Here is a 20,280-nt window from a genome sequence, read left to right as displayed (position 1 = left end):
AGGGTTGCGGGTTGGTTGTCTGCTCCTCGAACTCCTTCGGTAGAGCCTGCCGTCCCGCCGCGATTTTCAGCATCCGACGCTGCCCTCAAGGCGCTTTCAGCATCCTCTTCCGAGGCACCTCCCTAGACTGGCAAGTGTCTCGGATCAGGACCTCGACCATGCTCAAGAATCGTTTGAAAGACCCAAGCCTTTTGGCAGAACTCGCCTACATCGACGGGCAGTGGATCGGCGCCGACAACGCCGCGACGCTGGACGTTATCGACCCGGCCAACGGCCAGTTGCTTGCCCGCGTACCGGCGATGCAAGGAACGGAAACCCGTCGCGCCATCGACGCCGCCGAAAAAGCCTGGCCAGCCTGGCGCGCCCGCCCGGCGGCCGAACGTGCGGCGCTGCTGGAGCGCTGGTATCAGGCGATGATCGACAACCTCGATGACCTCGCGTTGATCATGACTTGCGAGCAGGGCAAACCGCTCAACGAAGCCAAAGGCGAAATTCGCTACGGCGCCGGTTTCGTCAAATGGTTTGCCGAAGAGGCCCGCCGGGTTTACGGCGAAACCATACCGGCCCCCAGCGGCGACCGCCGACTGCTGACCCTCAAGCAACCGGTGGGGGTCTGCGCCGCCATCACCCCGTGGAACTTCCCCAACGCGATGATCACCCGCAAGTGCGCGCCGGCCTTGGCGGCGGGTTGTCCGATCATCGTCAAACCCTCGGACCTGACGCCATTGTCGGCACTGGCCCTGGCAGTACTGGCCGAGCGCGTCGGCATCCCGGCCGGGGTGTTCAACGTGCTGACCGGAATGCCCGCCGGCATCGGTGAAGAGCTGACTGGCAACCCGAGCGTACGGAAGATTTCCTTCACCGGTTCAACGGCGGTGGGCCGCTTGCTGATGCGCCAGAGCGCCGAACACATCAAGCGCTTGAGCCTGGAGCTGGGCGGCAATGCGCCATTTATTGTGTTCGACGATGCTGACCTGGAGCAGGCGGTGGCGGGCATCATGCTCAGCAAGTTTCGCAACGCCGGGCAGACCTGCGTCTGTGCCAACCGCATCCTGGTGCAGGACGGCATCTACGAGCGCTTCGCCCAGCGGCTGGTGGAGGAGGTGGGCAAGCTCAAGGTCGGTAACGGCCTCGACGCCGACGTCACCATCGGCCCGCTGATCAATCCGGCGGCAGTGAGCAAAGTCGCCCGGCATATCGACGATGCCCTGAGCCAGGGCGCGCGCTTGCTCTGCGGCGGTATTCCCGAGGGCGACAGTCAATTTGTCCAGCCAACGGTACTCGGCGATGCCCACGCCGGCATGCTGCTGGCCAACGAAGAAACCTTCGGCCCGGTGGCGCCGTTAATGCGCTTTACCGAGGAGGCCGAAGCACTCGCGCTGGCCAATGCCACGCCTTATGGCCTGGGCGCCTACTATTTCACTCAGGACTTGCGCCGCTCGTGGCGTTTCGGCGAAGCGCTGGAGTTCGGCATGGTCGGTCTCAACACCGGGATCATTTCCATGGAAGTCGCCCCGTTCGGCGGCATCAAGCAGTCGGGCCTGGGCCGTGAAGGCAGCAAGTACGGCCTGGATGAATACCTTGAAGTCAAAGCCTTCCACATTGGTGGGCTGTAACTCACAGACACGGGGAGCCACGATTGATGAGCAAGACATTCAGAATCGCCGCGATTGCCGGCGATGGCATCGGCAAGGAAGTCCTGCCCGAAGGGCTGCGAGTCCTGGAGCAGGCCGCGAAGAAATGGCAGCTGGAGTTGAGCATCGAGGTGCTCGACTGGGCGCACTGCGATTATTACCTGGAGCACGGGCAGATGATGCCCGACGACTGGTTCGAACAGCTCAAGGGTTTTGACGCGATTTATTTCGGCGCCGTGGGCTGGCCGGACAAGGTGCCGGACCACATTTCGCTGTGGGGTTCGTTGCTGAAGTTCCGTCGGGATTTCGACCAGTACGTGAATATCCGCCCGGTGCGGTTATTCCCCGGCGTGCCGTGTCCATTGGCCGGACGTAAGCCCGGGGACATCGATTTCGTGGTGATTCGTGAAAACACCGAGGGTGAATATTCCTCGGTCGGCGGCAAGATGTTCGAAGGCACCGAGCATGAATTCGTGCTGCAAGAGTCGGTGTTCACCCGACGCGGCGTCGACCGGATTCTCAAGTTCGCCTTCGACCTGGCCCAGACCCGGCCGCGCAAACGCCTGACGGCGGCGACCAAGTCCAACGGCATTTCCATCAGCATGCCGTATTGGGACGAGCGCACCGCATTGATGGCCGCGCAGTACCCGGAGATCACCTGGGACAAACAGCACATCGACATTCTGTGTGCGCGTTTCGTGCTGCAACCAGACCGCTTTGATGTGGTGGTGGCGTCGAACCTGTTCGGCGACATTCTCTCCGACCTCGGGCCGGCGTGTGCTGGCACCATCGGCATTGCGCCGTCGGCCAACCTGGATCCCGAGCGGCGTTTTCCGTCGCTGTTCGAGCCGGTGCATGGTTCGGCCCCGGATATCTATGGGCAAAACATTGCCAACCCGATTGCGATGATCTGGTCCGGGGCATTGATGCTCGATTTCCTCGGTAACGGTGATGAGCGTTATCGCGCGGCGCATGACGGGATTTTGCAGGCAATCGAGCGGGTGATTGCCGAGGGGCCAATCACGCCGGATCTGGGCGGGAAGGGCTCGACTCAGGATGTTGGAAAGGCGATTGCTGACAGACTTTGAGTTTGTTGATGTTGATCGTTCCCACGCAGAGCGTGGGAATGATCAGTGGTGTTTTAGTCAGTAACCTTGGATGCGATCAACTTCACCCACCATTTTCTCCCCCCGCTCATACCGCCGAATATTCTCCAACAACACCCCAAACGCACTTTCCGGCTGTGTCATCGCCGCAATGTGCGGGGTCAGCAGAATCTGCGGATGGTCCCAAAACGGATGATCCACCGGTGCCGGTTCCTCCTGTAGCACATCGAGTACCGCGCCGCTCAGCTGCCCGCTGTCCAGCGCCTCGAGCAAATCACTTTCCACCAGATGCCCGCCACGGCCCATGTTGATCAGCGCCGCGCCACGGGGCAGTTGCTGGAACAGCGTGTGGTCGAGGATGCCTTGGGTCTGATCGGTCAGCGGCAGTACGCACAACAGAATGTCGCACTGACCCAGGAACGCTGGCAGCTGCTCGGTACCGGCATAACAAGCGACGCCCGGGACTTGATGGGCACTGCGCGCCCAGCCGGACAAGGCAAAACCCAGGGGCTGCAAGGTCGCCAGAATCTGCCGGGCCTGGATCCCGAGGCCCATGACGCCAACCCGGCGCTTGGCTGCCGGTTGCAGCAAGTGAGCCTGCCAGCACCGGGCCATTTGTTGCTGGCGATAGCGCAACATGTCGCGGTGCAGGCTGAGCACCGCGAAACTGGCGTATTCGCACATGCCGCGAGTGATGCCAGGGTCCAGCAGGCGCACCACCGGCAAGCTTGTCGGCAGGCGATTCAGATCCAGTTGATCGACCCCGGCGGACAACGCAAACAACACGCGCAGGTTGGGCAGTAGAACCTCGAGATCATCCGGTGCCTGCCAGGCGGCTAGGTACTGAATGTCCTTGGGGTCGCCGATGTCCGGCCAGGCGCGCCATTCGATATCCGGGGCATGCTCGGCGAACAGCGCCTTCCACTGTTCGCCGCGTACCGGGTCAGCTTTATAAAGCAGGGCCATGGGCATTTCCTGAAGGGTGAAGAGGCTGTCCATCATCGCGCAACGCCAACGCAGGATCTGTCGAAAGGGCCGGGTTAAACGCGTCGCGCCTGTTTCTATCAGGCATGCCCCGGCAGATTCGGCGGGCTGAAGGAATCTGCCGTTTGACGGGGTGAAAACAGTCGATCCGAATTTCTCAGGGCGCAAGTTCGGCGTAGTTCGTTTCGCACAAGCCTTAACCTGAACACCATCGCAACCACCTCCCGGTTGCCGGACTCACGATGGGAAATGCCATGAACAGCAAAGTCGACGAAACCCCTCATTTGCTCCGTCAGCGCGATCAGTTCGTGCCACGTGGCCTGGTTACCGCTCACCCGTTGGTGATCGATCGCGCCCAAGGTGCCGAATTGTGGGACGTGGACGGCAAGCGCTACCTGGATTTTGTCGGCGGCATTGGTGTGCTGAACATCGGCCATAACCACCCCAAGGTGGTCGCCGCGGTGCAGGCCCAGTTGCAAAAGGTCTCCCACGCATGTTTTCAGGTGGTGGCCTATAAGCCTTATCTCGATCTGGCCCAGCGCCTGTGCGAAATGATCGGCGGCAACGAAGCGTACAAAGCGGCGTTCTTTACCTCTGGCGCCGAGGCCGTGGAAAACGCGGTGAAGATCGCCCGCGCTCATACCAACCGTTCGGCGGTAATCGCGTTTCGTGGCGGGTTTCACGGTCGCACCTTGCTCGGCACCACGCTGACCGGCATGAGCCAGCCGTACAAGCAGAACTTCGGGCCGTTCGCGCCGGAGGTGTTTCACACGCCGTACCCGAATGCCTATCGCGGCGTCAGCAGCGAGATGGCGCTCAAGGCACTGGACGAGTTGCTGGCCACCCAGGTTGCCCCTGAGCGGGTTGCGGCAATCATCATTGAGCCGGTCCAGGGCGACGGTGGTTTCCTCTCGGCACCGGCGGAGTTCCTTCAGGCGCTGCGTGCCCTCACTGAAAAACACGGGATTGTGCTGATTCTTGATGAAATCCAGACCGGTTTTGGCCGTACCGGCAAGTGGTTCGGCTTCCAGCACGCCGGCATCCAGCCGGACCTGGTGACTGTCGCCAAAAGTCTTGCCGGTGGTCTACCGTTGTCAGGTGTGGTCGGCAAGGCCGGGATCATGGACGCGCCATTGCCTGGTGGCCTGGGCGGTACTTACGGCGGTAACGCGTTGTCATGCGCCGCAGCGCTGGCGGTGATCGACGCCTATGAGCAAGAACAGCTGCTGGCGCGTGGCGACGCCTTGGGCGAGCGTTTGCGTCAGGGGTTGCTGCGCTTGCAGGCCCGTCACCGGCAAATCGGCGACGTGCGCGGCAGCGGGTTCATGCTGGCGATCGAACTGATCAAGGATGACGACGCACGTACCCCGGATGCGGACCTGAATCAGCGGCTGATCGACGAAGCCCGAGCGGGCGGTCTGCTGGTGATCAAATGCGGCGTTTACCGCAACGTGCTGCGCTTCCTTGCGCCGCTGGTGACAACAGAAGATCAGATCGACGAAGCGCTGCAGATTCTTGAAGCAGCATTGGCACGCGTCTTGAACTGAGTTCATGCCTGCGTCGGGCGGTACCGCGAGGTACCGCCCGTGAACATTTATGGCGCATGGAGTGACGGAGTGCATTATTGGAGGCTTGGCGTACCATGGGGCTGACTGATTATCGAGCGTTGCTCATCGATTGCGATGAAGTCCTGGTCGATCGCGATTCGGGAGTCTGGACGGCGCTGCAACCGCTGCTCGACAGCCTTGGCGGTCGTCCGGACAAGGAACAGGTATTGGCCGAGTACGGCGAGGTGGTGCGTGCGCTCTACCCGCGTTTCGGTGAGCTGGGCTTTAGTGGCTTGCTGTGTTTCGCCCATCGTCAGTTGGCCGAGCGCTGGGGGCTGCGAGCCAGTTGGGAGGAGGGCATGAGTTTTGCCCGTTCGGTGGCCAATTGGTCGCTGTTCGAAGACGCGCCCGGCGCGATGTTGTACCTGCGCAAGTTCTATCGCTTGCTGGTGCAGGGCGATCGGGATGCCGAAGATCGAGGGCTGCTCTGTGAGCGTTTGGGAGTCATGCCCGACGACTTCATTTCACTGGCCAGTGATCCCTTGCTGGATCGGGACTGGTTACAGGCCAATGGGCTTGAGGCCCGGGAGATCCTGCAAGTGACCCGACCGTCTGCCGGTCGGCAGACGGCCAGCGATGTGTGCCTGATTTGTCGCGGGCGGGCAAAACCTGCAACGTCGTGTGCGGCGGATTACTGCATCAACAGCATGGCTGACCTGGTGGCTCAGCATCAGCTGTCTTTACGGCGCTGATTTTGCTAGAAGATTGTCCTACAAACGGCAATCAAGAGGTACGCAATGGAAGGTTTAGTGAAACTGGACCGGATCGACATCAGCATCTTGGTTGAGTTGCAAAAAGACGGGCGCATGACCAACGTCAGCCTGGCCGATGCTGTGGGGCTGTCAGCCAGCCCGTGCCTGCAACGGGTCAAGCGACTGGAGTCGGCCGGGTACATCTCGAGTTACAAGGCGCATTTGAACCTGGCCAAGATCACTGACTCGGTCACGGTGTTCACCGAGATCACCCTGAGCGATCACAAGCGCGAAGACTTTGCCAAATTCGAGTCCAATATCCGCCTGGTGGATGAAGTGCTCGAATGCCATCTGATCAGCGGTGGCTACGATTATCTGGTGCGCTTCATGACCCGCAGCATCCAGCACTATCAGGAAGTGATCGAAAGCCTGCTGGACAAGAACATCGGCATTTCCAAGTACTTCAGCTACATCGTCATCAAGTCGCCCGTGCTCAAGGACGGCGTGCCGCTGCGCAAATTGCTGCGCCATTGAGACGTTCTCCATAAACGCTTGAGCCCGCTGCGTCTTTGCAAGAGGCGCACGCCGGGCGGTACTTCAGGCATCGCGCAAAAGGTCGTGAGCGTTAAGCAGCTCGTAGGCAATCTCGGGGTGTTTTTCCAGACCGCGACGAATGGCGGCCGGAATCGACTGGCGGGTTTTGCGGCACAGCCCCGGCAGGTCCAGAAGCTGAATACCGATGCCGCGCATGCTTCGCACTTCGTGCACGCTTGGGGTGATGTGCACGCGAATGCCTAACTGCTCGTACATCCGCCGCTGCATGTGCTCGAGGTCGGCCAGGCTCTGCAGATTCTCCAGCCGGTCGAGCAGGCGCTTTTCCTCCTGGCGGGTCAGGTGCAGGATGCGCAAGTCCGCGCTGGGTATGTCCAGCAACTGTTCGCGCCTGCAATCGCAGGCACCGGGCGGGCAGGGTTGTCGAATCTGGAGAGAGGCTGTCATGGTCTCCAATCATAGCTATCGGCAACCGCTATTGCCCAGCGGGTTCGTCGCGACCCGATAAGGGTGTGGGGCGGACAAAACCACCCCGCACTGATCGCCCTCAGCCCCATGTGTTTCCGAGTGCCTCCAGGCCGGCCCTTTGCAGGTCTTGTGGGCTCATGACCAGACGGAACTTGCAGGTGGCATCGAAGTTGAGAAAGAACGGTTCTGCAAAGCTGGGGATCTGCGAGGAGTCTTGTACGTCGATCAGGAAAATCCCGCCGCGCAGTCCATCCTGCTCGGTAAAGTAGGCAGCCTCCGGTTTGATGCTTTCCAGGATTCGCCCGATGACTTCGCCGACCTTCCCGGCCCTGACGAGCGCGTTGAAGGGTTCATTCGGGCACTCGACCATCATTAGCATTTTCATTATTCGATTCTCTTTTCAGATAGCTGCCTCATCTCCCTGCCTTTGCTCCTCGCGCTCACGCAACGAAGCTCGTATTCGACCGCTCCAGCGGTGTGTGGTTAAGCATAGCGAAGCATGAGCTGACGCCCGTCCGGGGTTACGGGCGGTCGTGGCGCTGAAAGTGAATCATGTCACCCGTTTTGCACGGCTTTCAGCTTGCCTGAGCAGTTGCATAATGGTGCTGGTGGTGTTGAAACTTATACGGTTAGCATTGCGCTTTACCGACGCACCAAATGACCGGTGGGTTAACGCAACCGAGTAGGTCGAACATTGATCGAACGACGCCAATTTAGCGGAGGCATGAAGGGGAAAAACCTTCGCTATCTGAATGAGAATCCCAGCGAGACGGCTCAAATGACCCGGGCAGGATTTCTGCTGCTCGAGCATTTCTCGCTGCCCGCGTTCACCCAGGCGCTGGATACGATTGTTACCGCGAATCTGCTACGCCCCGGGTTGTTCGCTTCCCGAACGTTCGGCTTGAATGACGGGGAGGTCATCAGTGATCTCGGCCTGGTCATTCGTCCGGATGCGCGTTTCGATTCTTCAGCCATTCAAGACCTGGACCTGTTGGTCATTTGTGGCGGCTACAGGACAGAACTGAAGGCGACTGATGAGCTGATCAGCCTGTTGCGAGCAGCGGCAGACCGTGGCGTGAGTCTGGCGGGGTTGTGGAATGGCGCCTGGTTCCTCGGCAGCGCTGGCTTGCTGGATGGATATCGATGCGCCATTCACCCGGAACATCGCCCCGCACTCGCGGAAATTTCCAAGGCGACGCATGTCACCAGCGAAGCTTTTGTCATTGATCGAGACCGGCTCACCGCTTCCAGTCCCGCGGGGGCATTCCATATGGCGCTGGACTGGATCAAGGGGCTACACGATAAAGCGCTGGTCGAGGGTATCGAGGACATTCTGGCTTTCGAGGAGTCCCGTTATCGGCGTATCAAACCAGCTGAAAATGTCTGTGTGAGCGCGCCATTGCGTGAGGTGGTCAAGCTGATGGATGCCAACCTCGAAGAGCCGCTGGAGCTGGAACAACTGGCGGTTTATGCCGGTCGTTCCCGTCGACAGCTCGAACGCTTGTTCAAGGAGCAACTGGGCACGACGCCGCAACGGTATTACATGGAGCTGCGGATCACCGAGGCGCGGCGACTGCTGCAACACACCGAGCTGTCTCAGGTTGATGTGCTGGTGGCCTGCGGTTTTGTTTCACCCAGTCATTTCAGCAAATGCTATAGCTCGTACTTTGGATACAGACCCTCCAAGGAAACGCGACTGGTCAAATGAAAAACGACGCCACCGCGAGGCCGGGACAAGCGATTGTCACGGCTGTCTTGATACGTCTCCTATACTGATTCGCGTTGCCAGGCCAACGCTGGCACCCAACGCCGTCGGGCCCGCCGTCAGGGTTTTGACAGCTTCCCTATCAGTCACTGTAAGGAGATTGAACATGGCAATTCGCATTGGCGATGAAGCACCGGACTTCACTGCCGAAAGTACTGAAGGCCCGATCCACTTCCACGAGTGGATTGGCGACAAGTGGGCGATCCTGTTCTCGCATCCGAAGGACTTCACGCCTGTCTGTACTACTGAACTCGGTTATATGGCCGGACTCAAGCCTGAGTTCGACAAGCGCAACACCAAGATAGTCGGGCTCAGCGTCGACCCGGTCAGTGACCACCGGGCCTGGCTCGGTGACATCGAAGAGACCCAGGGGCATGCGGTCAATTATCCGATGATCGGCGACGAAAACCTGGTCGTGGCGAAGCTCTACGACATGATTCACCCGAATGCCAGCGGCGGCTCACGCACTGCCGCGGACAACGCGACGGTGCGCTCCGTGTTCATCGTCGGCCCGGACAAGAAAGTCAAGGCGATGCTGATCTACCCAATGAGTGCCGGACGCAATTTCGATGAAGTGTTGCGCCTGCTCGACTCGCTGCAATTAAACGCCAAGCACACGGTCGCCACCCCGGTGAACTGGCGTCCGGGTGAGGACGTGATCATTCCCACGTCGGTGTCCGACGAAGAAGCCAAGAAGAAATACCCGCAGGGCTTCAAGACGTTGAAACCCTATTTGCGCACCGTGGCGCAACCGAAGTAATTCACTCGGCGTCCCTCCCTTGCAACGATTGCCTCAGGCTCGGGCAGGGGAGGGTTGTTTAATTCGATCAAAAGCAAGTGGCTGTTTTAAAACCAATTTATGTGCTTTGGGGGCTTCCCAGACGAAACAAAAGTTGATAAATTTCCGCGCGTTCTTGCAGAGGCCCTCACGGGGCTTTCAGCAACAGCTACAGGGGCGTCGCCAAGCGGTAAGGCAGCAGGTTTTGATCCTGCCATGCGTTGGTTCAAATCCAGCCGCCCCTGCCATTTTCCCAAGTTCATCCAGGTATTCCCTCAACCGCCAGGTTTTGCGCGAGTTCGGGATGAGCGTCTTTGCCGGGCGACGTTATTCAAAGCGTTGCTCAAAGGCAGACAGCTGATTCGACATGATCGGCTGAAGCGGCACCCAGATATTCCCCGTCGATGCCGACAACTGCACTTTCTCCCTTGGCTGTTCCTCCTTCTGCATGCCTGGTCGTCGTTTTCGACGCTGTCTTTACACCTCACTCCGCTATCTCGAACTCACCGGTGAGCTTGTCATCTTTCGGATCTGACGCGCCACGAATGCCTGCATTTACGCGAGGTCAGTGAAGATCAGGGTAGACGTTGTGGCCTGATACAAAACAGTGTGTTCGGTAATTTGCACGGTTCTTGCAGAATATTTTACAGATGCCTTGATCTGTAACCCTTCTACCCGTGGAGTCGTTGAACATGCCGTTACGCTTGAAATTAGCCCTAAGCTACCTGCTGATCGGTTTGATCCCGGTTCTGGGCATGGCCTTTACGGTCTATCAACAAGCCAGTACGGCCTTGCGCGAGCAGACGCTGAACGCCCTCGAGGCGGTTGCCCATATCAAACAGCAGCAATTGCTGGATAACTGGCAGGAGCGGCGCAACCAGATCAGCACCCTGGCCAGTAACCTGAGCAACAGTTACCAGGGACTCGACGACACCGCGCTGATCAGCACCGCCCATTACGACCGCCCGATGTTTCAACACTTCATCAGCACCTTTGGCTATCGCGAGCTGAAACTGATCATGCCCGATGGCACCATCATGCTCAGTGTGCAGAGCGACAGTGACGAAAAGCACAACCTCGGTGAAGACAGCCTGCGCGACACCTCGCTGGCGCGTCTGGTGAAGCAAAGTCGCGATAGCGGAAAACCGTTGATCAGCGACCTGCAGTACAACCCATCGAGTAAAGAGCCGACCCAGTATCTGGCCACCCCCGTCATGTCGAACGGTGAGCAACAAATGATCCTGGTTCTGGAGTTACCCATCGCCCCGCTCAATAACGTGATGCAAACCCGCCAGGGCCTGGGGGAAAAAGGCGAAACCTACCTGGTCGGTAGCGATGCCGGCTTGCGCTCGGACTCGGCACGTTTCCCTGAACGCCAGGTCAACCGCAGCCTCAATGCACAAACCGGTCTCACGGGCAGTGCCGTCAGCAATGCCCTGGCAGGCCAGCAGGGGCGTCTCGCCGAACCGGGGCTGGACGGTAACACTGCGCTGAAAGTGTTTGTCCCCATCATCTTTGATGACAACCATTGGGCACTGATTGCCGAAATGGATCAGACCCAGGCATTTGCCCCGGTACGTCAGTTGATGTGGCAGGTCTTGCTGCTCGGCCTGCTGACCGTCGCCGCCGTTGCCATCGCCACCTGGCTGGTCAGCCGCAGTGTGATGCGCCCGCTGGGCGGCGAACCGAGCAATATGACCGTGCTGGCCCGTCGCTTGGCCGCAGGCGAACTGAACCTGCCGACCGAGCACCAACAACAGGCGGGCTTGATGCTGGCCCTGCATGAAATGGCCCAGGCCTGGCGCGATGTGATTGAGCGTCTGCGCCAATCCAGCCAGGACGTTGGTCAGGCCAGCAGCGAGATTCTAAGTGCCGCCGGGCAAACCAGTGAACGCCTCGATCTGCAGCAAGAGTCGCTGGAAATGGTTGTCAGCGCCGTCGAACAAATGTCCTGCACCGTGCAGGACATCGCCCGCAACGCTGCCGACAGCGCACAAGGCAGTACTGCCGCACGGGGTGCCTTTGGCGAGATGCAGGGCACCTTGCAACAGATGATCGGCCAGCAGGGACGCCTGCTGAATGACATCGGTCGGGCGGGCAGAGTGGTCGACACCCTGACCAGCGACGCCCTGCAAATCGGTAGCGTGCTCGCGGTGATCCGGGGCATTGCCGAACAAACCAATCTGCTAGCGCTCAACGCCGCTATCGAAGCCGCGCGCGCCGGGGAACAAGGCCGTGGCTTTGCGGTGGTCGCCGATGAAGTGCGTAACCTTGCCCAACGCACCAGCAGCGCCACCGAAGAAATTGTTGCCATCACCAGCACCTTGCAAAGTTCTTCCACCGAAGCCTTGCAGGCGATGCAGGCCTCGGCCGAACAAGCGCATTCTCTGGAGCGTGAAACCCAGGTCGTGCTGACCTCGCTCAGCCAGTTGGATAACTCCCTGCAAGGCGTGCACGCCCTCGCGGTGCAGATCGCTGTCGCTGCGAACGAACAGGCCGGAACCACACAGGAGGTGAATCAGCATATGCACCGCTTGCACGACATGACCCGTGATAACCGGCGCAATGCGGCACATACCCGCAGCAGCGGCGAGCACCTGCAGCAAGTAGCCAACAACCAGCAAGCCCTGGTGCTGCGCTTCCGTCTATAGCTGTCGGCGCTGGCGCTCAGTCGTTATGCATCGCTCGGAGATTCAAATCCCGCGATGCCAAAGTGTCGGGAACAGCGCGTGCTCCAGAGGAGCATCGGGTGCCAGGGTCTCTCGCAGTCCAGGGAAATCGGGTGAGGTGGTCCAGGGTCTGGGAGCATGCCGGACGTCATCGCCTATGACCCTTACTGAAAACGCGCGGCGGCGGTTTTGTCCTCCGACCCCGGCAGAGGCATGCAAGGTCAACATGTTAAAACACACCATGTCGCCCGGCGATAATGCCCATCCCAGGATAGGAAAGTCCTCGCGATGGTTTTCGATGTCCGGTAGCTCGTCCAGGGTTCCCTCGGCAAACCATTTGGCCTGGCTGTCCATGAAAGACCGAGGCATCAACCAGGGGCCCTTGTGTGAACCCGCTATAAACTCGAGGGTCGATTCCCTGGGCACTGGATCGACGGGAATCCAGAAGCTCACGGTGTCCGAGCCACTGATGTTGTAGTAAGGCTGGTCCTGATGCCAAGGCGTGCGCTGGCGCGTATTGGGCTCCTTGACCAGCAAGTGGTCATGGTGCAGGCGCACGCGTTGGCTGTTCAACAGGGCGGCAGCAATAGGCGCGATGGCGGAGTTGAAAATGAACTTGCGATAGTGCTCATTCTCTTGCCAGTTACAAAAATCCTCGAAGAACCATCCCGGGTCGCTGGCGCTGCTCGCCACTTTTGCGCGAGGGCTGGGATGGGCAAGGTTCAATTCGATGCCTTGGGTCAGTTCGCTGATTTGCTGCGCAGAAAACGCATTGCGGATGCACACCGCGCCCTGAGTCTGGAAGGCGCGCACAATCTCGTCACTGACGGGGACGGCAAGACGAGGCTCAGCGCATTGAGTCATTTCGTTCATGGGGATTACCTCACTCGCCATAAATATCAAAGTTGAAATACTGCTTTGCAATTCGGTCGTATTGGCCTGATTGGCGAATGCCGGCAATGGCGGTATTCAGCTGCTCTCGCAGATCAGGCTCGTTTTTTCTGACACCGATTGCGACGCCATCGCCAATGATGCGTTTGTCGGTGATGGGGTCACCCGCGAAGGCAAATCCTTGACCTTGAGGCTTTTGCAATAACCCGATATCTGCCTGCACCGAGGCCTGGAACGCAGCCTCCAGGCGCCCGTTGATGAGGTCTGAAAACACCTGGTCCTGGGTTTGGTAGGAAAGGATCTCGACGCCTTGGCTGCCCCATTCCGACTTGGCAAAGCTTTCTTGCAGTGAGCCTTGAACAACGCCTACGGATTTCCCTTTCAATGACGCTGCCGTCGGCAGCAATCCGGCGTTTTTCCTGGCGACGAGAGAAGACGGCGCGGTGTAGATCTTATGGCTGAAATCGACCTGCTGGCGACGCGCCTCGGTGGCGCTGAATGCCGACAGGATCGCGTCGAATTTCTTCGCTTTCAACGCCGGGACCATGCCATCGAAGTTCTGCTCGACCCAGATGCATTTGACGCTTAATTCGGCACACAGGGCGTTGCCCAGATCGATATCAAAACCACTTAATGAACCGTCCGGCTGCTTTTGCTCGAACGGAGGATAGCTGGGGTCAACGCCGAACTTGATCACTTGTTGCGCCTGCGATAGCGGGGTGATGATCAGCCCGAACAGCATGACGGTGTATTGAAGTGTGCGTAGCTGCATGATGACCTCGTTTTTTATTGGTTTTCACGGTTTGCAGGTCTTTGCTCAAGCGTTAAGCGGTAAAAAAGCCTCGGTCAACTTGACCCAATAGCCAGCGCCACGGATCAGGATGTCGTCATTGAAGTCGTAGCGTGGGTCGTGAGCCATGCAGCTCTTTTCACCGTCGCCATTGCCGATGATCAGGTAACAGCCTGGGCATTGCTGCAGGAAATAGGCGAAATCCTCGCTGCCATTGAAGGGCACGATGTCTCTCATTACTTCGTCCTCACCGAGCCAGTCGATGGCCACCTGGCTGGCGAAGCGGGTCATTTCTTCGTCATTCACCAGCAACGGGTAGTCGGCACTGTAGTGAATCTCGGCTGTCGCGCCGAACGCTTCCGCCTGGGCGTGGATGAGGCGTTTTATCTGGCTCTCCAGACGGTCTCGGACCGCATTGTTCAGCGAGCGGACCGACATCAGCATGTGCGCGCTGTCCGGGATCACATTGGACGCCTTGCCGGCGTTAATCGCCCCGACGGTGATAACGCTCATGTCCTGAGGTGAAACGTTGCGCGAGACGATTGTCTGCAAGGCCATGATGATGCTTGCGCAGACCACCACAGGGTCGACGCTCAAATGCGGCATTGCGCCGTGACCGCCTTTTCCGTGAATCGTGACATTGACCTGGTCGGCGGAGGCCATGAAGGGCCCGGCTCGGAACCCGAGTTTTCCGACGGGATAGCCAGGCATGTTGTGTGCAGCGAATACCGCATCGCAGGGGAATTTTTGTAGCACGCCTTCCTGAATCATTCTTCGGGCGCCGGCCAGGCCTTCTTCGGCTGGCTGGAAAATCAGGTGTACGGTGCCATCGAACGGATGACCATGGGCAAGGGCGTATGCAGCGGCGAGGAGCATCACGGTATGCCCGTCATGGCCACACGCATGCATTTTGCCGGGTATCCGGCTCGCATAGGGGAGGCCGGTTTTCTCTAGAATAGGCAGTGCGTCCATGTCAGCCCTGATGCCAAGCACACGAGGGCTGGTACCTTTTTTCAGCGTGGCGATAACCGCGGTTTCGGCGTAGCCACGCGTCACTGCATATCCCCATCGGGTCAATCGCTCGGCGACCAGCTCACTGGTCTCGACCTCCTGATAACCGAGTTCAGGGTTGGCATGGAGATGGTGGCGGAGTTCGCGCATTTCGTGCTCGATCTCTTTTAATAGCGGCATGAACTGAGTCATTGGCAGCGTCTTTCCTTTGTGACCAGGAGGAGAAACAAATCTGTCGCCAGGGCCACATCCAACGCTATGGCTCACGACATCATGCGTTTCATCAAAATGCCTGGGCTTTTTCTGATACGGTCCTCTGGTGATGCCAGAAGCCCAGGTGGCGTTGGTCTGAGCTTAGAGGGCCAAAGCCAAGGCCAGTAGGCAATCGAAAGTGAACAAGGCAACCCTGGGTTAACACCGGTGGACACTATGAAGTTCTATCAACTCAACGCACTGGTGGCAGTGGCCGATGCAGGCAGCATTCGCGGTGCTGCAAAAAGGCTCGACACCTCGCCGGCCGCAGTCACCAAGGCAATACAGAAGCTGGAGACAGACACCGCTACGCAATTGCTGATCCGCAATACCACCGGGATTGTGTTTACCGAACTCGGCAAGAAGCTGTTGATTCAGTCACGCTTGCTGGTGGCGCAGATGGTCAATGCCCGTCAAGTGTTGGCTGATTGCAACGGGGAACTGGTTGGACGTTTGTCGGTAGCCGTCACACCGTGGTTAGCGATGACGCTCATGCCCAAGGCAGTCGTGCGTTTTCGCCAACTGTTTCCAAACGTGCAACTTGAACTGCATGAAGGCCTTTCGTCCGTCGCCTGTCCTCGGGTGCGGGATGCGAGCGTCGATCTTTTTATCGGACGGCTTGATACCCGGTGTTCCAGCGCCGACCTGACCTATCTCCCGCTGTTCACCGCTGACTGCGCGGTGGTGGCCCGTCAGCAACATCCCTTGTCGAACTGTCGAGCCTTAGAGGAACTGGCGTTGGCCGACTGGATTCTGGCGTCGCAGCAAGACGGGACGATTACGACGCAAGGGCATGTGCATTACGCCCATTCGCTATCGATCATCTTGAGTCTGCTGCGTGAAACCGACATGTTGAGCATCTTTCCTTGGCCACTGGTGGAGATTTGCGCTCAGCGAGAAGGTTTGTGCGCCTTGCCGTTGCGCGAACCGGTCAGCAGCGCCTCGGTGGGAGCCATCAGCCGAAGCGGACAGCCCCTGCGGCCGGCGGCCGAGCGGTTTCTGGAGTGTCTGATCGAAACCATTCACTTCGAGATGGGGCATCCGGACTCGCCTTATCGGCGCATGTTGCAGACCGTCGATCTGCTGGTCTGATCACTGTTTTCGAAACCCTGGTTTCATCGTCACATCGCAATGACCGCTGGCGCGGCAGCGGAACCTGCAACGTCCATTTCGCGCAATCCACTCGGGTTGCCTGCCGTCATTAGCGTCACCGCAACCTCACTTTTGCCTGTCATTCGAGTACTGGAAAGTGCCTCGACTGTCGTAAAAACGACCTGTTGACGCTGAACGCGAACCCTCGTGACTTTTCTGTTGAACGACTGTTCAGCTTGGACTATGTTCGTTCCACCTTCTTCCCCGGCTGGTTGCGGGCTTGCGTTTCTTCTTCCCGAACGAGGCACTGGCATGCGGTTTTCACCCTTTGTTGAGCGGATCTCAGGCCAGGGCGTTGCTGCCTGGGATATTCACAATGCGGCGTTTGACGCCCAGCGTCGTGGTGAGGATGTCATCATCCTCAGCGTCGGGGACCCGGATTTCCCCACGCCAGACTTCATCACCGATGCCGCGGTTGATGCGCTGCGTGAAGGCGACACTCACTACACCGAAATTGCCGGTCGCCTGGCCTTGCGCGAAGCCATCGCCGCGCGGTACAGCCAACTGTTTGGCCGTGAGCTGCAAGCGTCAAACGTCATCAACGTGGCGGGAGCGCAGAACGCACTGTTCATCACCTCGCTGTGCCTGCTGACTGCCGGCGACGAAGTGCTTGCCCTGGACCCGATGTACGTGACTTACGAGGCGACGCTCAAGGCCTCCGGCGCGACGCTGGTGCGGGTGCCTTGCGCGGCGGATTCGGGTTTCCGGCTCGATGCCGCGGTGCTGGCCAAGGCCATCACCCCGCGCACTCGGGCGATTTTCCTCTCCAATCCGAACAACCCCACCGGCGTGGTGCTCAATCGCGAAGAGCTGCAAGCCATCGCCGACCTCGCCATCACCCATGACCTGTGGGTCGTGGTGGATGAGGTCTATGAGAGCCTGGCGTTCGAACGCGAACATCTCAGTCTAGCGGCTTTGCCGGGCATGGCCGAGCGTTGCGTGGTCATCGGCAGCCTGTCGAAATCCCATGCCATGACCGGCTGGCGGATCGGCTGGATCGTCGCCGATGAAACCCTGGTGGCGCATGCCGAAACCCTGATGCTGAGCATGCTCTACGGCTTGCCGGGGTTTGTCATGGAGGCCGCGCTCAAGGCTGTGCAGGCCCATGAGGAGGTGACCCACGGCATGCGCGAAATCTATCGCCGTCGTCGTGATCTGGTGGTGAAAGGCTTGTCCGATTGCCCGGGTATTTCAGTGCTCACGCCCGATGCCGGCATGTTCGTTCTGGTGGACGTGCGGGGCACTGGCCTGAGTTCTCTGGAGTTCGCCTGGCGTTTGTTGCGCGAGGCGCGGGTATCGGTTCTCGATGCGGCGGCTTTCGGCGAACCGGCACAAGGCTTTGTGCGGCTCTCGTTCACGCTCGGTGAAGAACGACTGGCCCAGGCCTGCCAGCGTATTCGCGATTTTATCCAGGTGTTGAAAGGCGAAGCGCCGCGACCGGCGATCACTCGTGTGACCAGCCAAGCGACCATTGAGCCGGTCGCGGCCAAGACCATGATCGAGGTTGATGGCCTGCACAAACGCTTCGGCAATATCGAAGTCCTCAAAGGCGTCTCCCTGACGGCCCGCGAAGGCGATGTGATCTCGCTGATCGGCGCCAGCGGCTCGGGTAAAAGTACCTTGTTGCGCTGCATCAACATGCTCGAAGTGCCGGACCAGGGTCGCATTCTGGTGGACGGCGAAAGCATTCAGCTGAACTTCGACCGTCCCGGCGCGCCACTGGTGTCCGACGCCAAACAGCTGGTACGGATCCGTTCGAGCCTGGGCATGGTGTTCCAGAACTTCAACCTCTGGCCCCATCGCACGGTGCTGGAAAACCTCATCGAAGCGCCGACTCAGGTCCTGCGTGAAAGCCGTGCGGAGGCCACTGAACGGGCCGAAGCCTTGCTTGAACGCGTCGGGCTTGCGGCCAAGCGCAACGAGTACCCGGCGTTTCTCTCCGGGGGACAGCAACAACGGGTGGCCATCGCCCGGGCCCTGGCCATGCGGCCCAAGGTCATGCTGTTCGATGAACCCACCTCGGCACTCGACCCGGAACTGGTCGGCGAAGTGCTGCGGGTGATCCGCTCTCTCGCCGAAGAAGGCCGGACCATGATCCTGGTAACCCATGAGATGGCCTTCGCACGCGATGTTTCTTCCAAAGTCGCCTACTTGCATCAAGGGTTGATCGAGGAAGCCGGTTCGCCGGACGAAGTGTTCGTACACCCACGCAGCGAGCGTTGCCGGCAGTTCGTCAACGCTCATCAGACTCGCTAATAACATAAAAAAAACGGGGAACAATCATGGGAAATCGACGTTTGGCAAACTGGTTGACCGGCGTGGCCTGCGTAATGCTGGCCGGCATGAGCGCGGCACAGGCCCAGCCGATCAGGTTCGCGGTCGCCGCCGAACCGTATCCGCCGTACACCGAGAAGCAGGCCAATGGTGAATGGAAAGGCTTTGAAGTCGACCTGATCCACAAGCTGTGCAGCGAAATGAAAGCCGAGTGCGAGATCAAGGAAGTGGCGTGGGACGGGATCATCCCGTCGCTGCTGGCGAAGAAGATCGACGTAATTTTCTCTTCCATGTCGGTGACCGAAGAGCGCGAAAAACAGATCGCGTTCAGCAAGGCCTACTACGATTCGGCGATTGCGCTTGTCGGGCCCAAGGGCGCGGCGGTGAACAAGTACCCGGATGACCTCAAGGGCAAGATCATCGCGGTGCAGAACTCGACAGTGAGCGCCAGCTACCTGAAGGCTTACTACGAGAAAATTGCCGACGTGAAGTATTACGACACTCAGGACTCGGCCAACGCCGACCTGATTGCCGGTCGCGTCGACCTGATGATGGCGGACGGCACGGCCATGGCGGCATTCGTCAAGACGCCGGATGCCAAGGACCTGGCCTACCTGGGCACGGTGCCTTATGACCCGATCTTCGGCCAAGGCGTGGGCGCCGGTCTGCGCAAGGATGACACCGAGCTCAAGGCCAATCTCGACAAGGCGATCAAGACCCTGCTGGCGAGCAAGGACTATGACGACCTCTCCCAAAGCTACTTCGGGACCAGCGTGAAGCCCGCGTTCTAAGCGCAAATCCTATGTGAAACGCAGATCCCTGTGGGAGCCGGGCTTGCCCGCGATGAGGCCCTTGAGGCCGCCAAAAGCTTCGCGGGCAAGCCACGCTCCCACTAAGGATGAGGTGGTGTTTTCACGGCCACCGACCGGAGAGTTGAAATGCCAGCAATGTTCGAGTTGATCGATTTCAGCGAACAAGGATGGGGCAGTGCGCTGTTGAAGGGGCTCTGGATGACCCTGCAAATATCGGCCGGGGCCTTTGTGGTCGGGCTGTTCATTGGCCTGGTGGTGGCCTGTCTCAAGTTGAATGCGCCCAAACCGATTGCGGCACTGATGCGTGGCTACACCACATTGTTCCGGGCAGTTCCGGAGTTGTTGCTGATCCTGTTGCTGTACTACGTCGGTTCCATGCTCCTCAATTCGCTGATGGCCCGGATGGGTTACGGCGCGATGGATGTCAGCGGTCCTCTGGCGGCAATCCTGGTGCTGGGCCTGGTGCAAGGCGCCTATGCCTCGGAGATTTTTCGGGCAGCGATCCAGGCGATTCCCTTTGGTCAGATCGAGGCGGCGAGGGCGTTCGGCCAGAGCGGGTTTGGACTGTTCCGGCGCGTAACCCTGCCGATCATGGCGCCCTATGCGATGGCCGGGATGGCTAACCTGTGGATCAACCTGATCAAGGACAGTGCATTGATCAGCGTGGTCGGCACCAACGAGCTGTTGTACACCGCCAAGCAAGGGGCGGGTTCGACGCGTCACTACCTGTTGTTCTACCTCACGGCCGCGGCGATGTATTACGTGGTGACGTTGGTGTCCAACTACCTGTCGGGACGGCTTGAGCGACGTACTCGTCGCTGGATGCCTTTGGCTGAGTGAATG

The 20,280-nt window shown here is 59.3% G+C and carries 18 protein-coding genes and 1 tRNA gene; 13 read left to right on the top strand and 6 right to left on the bottom strand.

The features are described from left to right. Nucleotides 1-158 precede the first annotated feature (158 nt). Both AO353_RS28230 and AO353_RS28225 read left to right on the top strand, forming a co-directional pair. A complete protein-coding gene (locus tag AO353_RS28230) occupies nt 159-1,616 on the top strand; it encodes an NAD-dependent succinate-semialdehyde dehydrogenase (RefSeq protein ID WP_054597936.1) in 1,458 nt (485 codons plus the stop codon). Nucleotides 1,617-1,642: 26 nt separating this feature from the next. Beyond that, complete coding sequence (locus AO353_RS28225; RefSeq protein ID WP_054597935.1) at nt 1,643-2,722, top strand: tartrate dehydrogenase; 1,080 nt, start codon at nt 1,643-1,645, stop codon at nt 2,720-2,722. 57 nt (nt 2,723-2,779) lie between these two features. On the opposite strand, the gene AO353_RS28220 is transcribed toward AO353_RS28225, so the two are convergent. Further along, nucleotides 2,780-3,706: a 2-hydroxyacid dehydrogenase gene (locus tag AO353_RS28220; RefSeq protein ID WP_054597934.1), complete on the bottom strand. Its 927-nt coding sequence runs from the start codon at nt 3,704-3,706 to the stop codon at nt 2,780-2,782. A gap of 272 nt (nt 3,707-3,978) precedes the next feature. On the opposite strand from AO353_RS28220, the gene gabT reads away from it, so the two are divergent. From gabT to AO353_RS28205, 3 genes are all read left to right on the top strand, one after another. Beyond that, nucleotides 3,979-5,271 carry a 4-aminobutyrate--2-oxoglutarate transaminase gene (gene gabT / locus AO353_RS28215; RefSeq protein WP_054597933.1) on the top strand — a complete coding sequence of 431 codons (1,293 nt, stop codon included), beginning with the start codon at nt 3,979-3,981 and terminating at the stop codon, nt 5,269-5,271. A 95-nt stretch (nt 5,272-5,366) separates the two neighbouring features. Continuing rightward, nucleotides 5,367-6,023, top strand: a complete 657-nt coding sequence (locus AO353_RS28210) for a 2-haloalkanoic acid dehalogenase (RefSeq protein ID WP_054597932.1) — start codon at nt 5,367-5,369, stop codon at nt 6,021-6,023. Nucleotides 6,024-6,068: 45 nt separating this feature from the next. Further along, on the top strand, nt 6,069-6,557 hold the full coding sequence (locus tag AO353_RS28205; protein ID WP_008055821.1) for an Lrp/AsnC family transcriptional regulator: 489 nt from the start codon (nt 6,069-6,071) through the stop codon (nt 6,555-6,557). A 63-nt stretch (nt 6,558-6,620) separates the two neighbouring features. On the opposite strand, the gene AO353_RS28200 is transcribed toward AO353_RS28205, so the two are convergent. Beyond that, nucleotides 6,621-7,022, bottom strand: a complete 402-nt coding sequence (locus AO353_RS28200; protein WP_054597931.1) for a hypothetical protein — start codon at nt 7,020-7,022, stop codon at nt 6,621-6,623. Nucleotides 7,023-7,122: 100 nt separating this feature from the next. Continuing rightward, on the bottom strand, nt 7,123-7,428 hold the full coding sequence (locus tag AO353_RS28195; protein ID WP_054597930.1) for a hypothetical protein: 306 nt from the start codon (nt 7,426-7,428) through the stop codon (nt 7,123-7,125). 309 nt (nt 7,429-7,737) lie between these two features. Here AO353_RS28195 and AO353_RS28190 point away from each other — a divergent pair, with 309 nt between their 5' ends. From AO353_RS28190 to AO353_RS28175, 4 genes are all read left to right on the top strand, one after another. Beyond that, complete coding sequence (locus AO353_RS28190; RefSeq protein WP_173859951.1) at nt 7,738-8,751, top strand: GlxA family transcriptional regulator; 1,014 nt, start codon at nt 7,738-7,740, stop codon at nt 8,749-8,751. Nucleotides 8,752-8,914: 163 nt separating this feature from the next. After that, nucleotides 8,915-9,568 (top strand): peroxiredoxin, encoded by a 654-nt coding sequence (locus AO353_RS28185; RefSeq protein ID WP_054597928.1) that lies wholly within the window; start codon nt 8,915-8,917, stop codon nt 9,566-9,568. Between the two features lie 191 nt (nt 9,569-9,759). Beyond that, nucleotides 9,760-9,834, top strand: a tRNA-Gln gene (locus AO353_RS28180). A gap of 444 nt (nt 9,835-10,278) precedes the next feature. Next, complete coding sequence (locus AO353_RS28175; RefSeq protein WP_054597927.1) at nt 10,279-12,237, top strand: methyl-accepting chemotaxis protein; 1,959 nt, start codon at nt 10,279-10,281, stop codon at nt 12,235-12,237. A gap of 42 nt (nt 12,238-12,279) precedes the next feature. Here the strand turns inward: AO353_RS28175 and AO353_RS28170 are convergent, their stop codons facing one another. The 3 genes from AO353_RS28170 to AO353_RS28160 are packed head-to-tail and all read right to left on the bottom strand — an operon-like array spanning nt 12,280 to nt 15,139. Next, a complete protein-coding gene (locus AO353_RS28170) occupies nt 12,280-13,128 on the bottom strand; it encodes a phytanoyl-CoA dioxygenase family protein (RefSeq protein ID WP_203226143.1) in 849 nt (282 codons plus the stop codon). 10 nt (nt 13,129-13,138) lie between these two features. Further along, nucleotides 13,139-13,918, bottom strand: coding sequence for an ABC transporter substrate-binding protein (locus tag AO353_RS28165; RefSeq protein ID WP_054597926.1), 780 nt, complete (start codon nt 13,916-13,918; stop codon nt 13,139-13,141). Nucleotides 13,919-13,963: 45 nt separating this feature from the next. Then, nucleotides 13,964-15,139 (bottom strand): M20 aminoacylase family protein, encoded by a 1,176-nt coding sequence (locus AO353_RS28160; RefSeq protein ID WP_054597925.1) that lies wholly within the window; start codon nt 15,137-15,139, stop codon nt 13,964-13,966. 237 nt (nt 15,140-15,376) lie between these two features. On the opposite strand from AO353_RS28160, the gene AO353_RS28155 reads away from it, so the two are divergent. From AO353_RS28155 to AO353_RS28140, 4 genes are all read left to right on the top strand, one after another. Next, entirely contained in the window at nt 15,377-16,291 is a 915-nt protein-coding gene (locus AO353_RS28155) for a LysR family transcriptional regulator (protein ID WP_054597924.1), read from the top strand. 312 nt (nt 16,292-16,603) lie between these two features. Continuing rightward, the gene (locus AO353_RS31940) at nt 16,604-18,607 is read left to right on the top strand and encodes an aminotransferase class I/II-fold pyridoxal phosphate-dependent enzyme (RefSeq protein ID WP_054597923.1); all 2,004 of its coding nucleotides are present in this window, start codon (nt 16,604-16,606) and stop codon (nt 18,605-18,607) included. A gap of 26 nt (nt 18,608-18,633) precedes the next feature. Continuing rightward, complete coding sequence (locus AO353_RS28145; protein ID WP_054597922.1) at nt 18,634-19,416, top strand: transporter substrate-binding domain-containing protein; 783 nt, start codon at nt 18,634-18,636, stop codon at nt 19,414-19,416. A gap of 147 nt (nt 19,417-19,563) precedes the next feature. Then, nucleotides 19,564-20,277: an ABC transporter permease gene (locus AO353_RS28140; RefSeq protein ID WP_054597921.1), complete on the top strand. Its 714-nt coding sequence runs from the start codon at nt 19,564-19,566 to the stop codon at nt 20,275-20,277. Nucleotides 20,278-20,280 lie beyond the last annotated feature (3 nt).

The organism is Pseudomonas fluorescens (assembly GCF_001307155.1).
GTDB classification, from domain to species: domain Bacteria; phylum Pseudomonadota; class Gammaproteobacteria; order Pseudomonadales; family Pseudomonadaceae; genus Aquipseudomonas; species Aquipseudomonas helvetica.
This window is presented reverse-complemented; position numbering and strand designations above follow the sequence as displayed.

Bases quoted from the DNA above. Each gene is read 5' to 3' on its own strand.
- AO353_RS28230 (WP_054597936.1), top strand. From the start codon at position 159: ATGCTCAAGAATCGTTTGAAAGACCCAAGCCTTTTGGCAGAACTCGCC.
- AO353_RS28225 (WP_054597935.1), top strand. From the start codon at position 1,643: ATGAGCAAGACATTCAGAATCGCCGCGATTGCCGGCGATGGCATCGGC.
- AO353_RS28220 (WP_054597934.1), bottom strand. From the start codon at position 3,706: ATGGCCCTGCTTTATAAAGCTGACCCGGTACGCGGCGAACAGTGGAAG.
- gabT (WP_054597933.1), top strand. From the start codon at position 3,979: ATGAACAGCAAAGTCGACGAAACCCCTCATTTGCTCCGTCAGCGCGAT.
- AO353_RS28210 (WP_054597932.1), top strand. From the start codon at position 5,367: ATGGGGCTGACTGATTATCGAGCGTTGCTCATCGATTGCGATGAAGTC.
- AO353_RS28205 (WP_008055821.1), top strand. From the start codon at position 6,069: ATGGAAGGTTTAGTGAAACTGGACCGGATCGACATCAGCATCTTGGTT.
- AO353_RS28200 (WP_054597931.1), bottom strand. From the start codon at position 7,022: ATGACAGCCTCTCTCCAGATTCGACAACCCTGCCCGCCCGGTGCCTGC.
- AO353_RS28195 (WP_054597930.1), bottom strand. From the start codon at position 7,428: ATGAAAATGCTAATGATGGTCGAGTGCCCGAATGAACCCTTCAACGCG.
- AO353_RS28185 (WP_054597928.1), top strand. From the start codon at position 8,915: ATGGCAATTCGCATTGGCGATGAAGCACCGGACTTCACTGCCGAAAGT.
- AO353_RS28175 (WP_054597927.1), top strand. From the start codon at position 10,279: ATGCCGTTACGCTTGAAATTAGCCCTAAGCTACCTGCTGATCGGTTTG.
- AO353_RS28170 (WP_203226143.1), bottom strand. From the start codon at position 13,128: ATGAACGAAATGACTCAATGCGCTGAGCCTCGTCTTGCCGTCCCCGTC.
- AO353_RS28165 (WP_054597926.1), bottom strand. From the start codon at position 13,918: ATGCAGCTACGCACACTTCAATACACCGTCATGCTGTTCGGGCTGATC.
- AO353_RS28160 (WP_054597925.1), bottom strand. From the start codon at position 15,139: ATGACTCAGTTCATGCCGCTATTAAAAGAGATCGAGCACGAAATGCGC.
- AO353_RS28155 (WP_054597924.1), top strand. From the start codon at position 15,377: ATGAAGTTCTATCAACTCAACGCACTGGTGGCAGTGGCCGATGCAGGC.
- AO353_RS31940 (WP_054597923.1), top strand. From the start codon at position 16,604: ATGCGGTTTTCACCCTTTGTTGAGCGGATCTCAGGCCAGGGCGTTGCT.
- AO353_RS28145 (WP_054597922.1), top strand. From the start codon at position 18,634: ATGGGAAATCGACGTTTGGCAAACTGGTTGACCGGCGTGGCCTGCGTA.
- AO353_RS28140 (WP_054597921.1), top strand. From the start codon at position 19,564: ATGCCAGCAATGTTCGAGTTGATCGATTTCAGCGAACAAGGATGGGGC.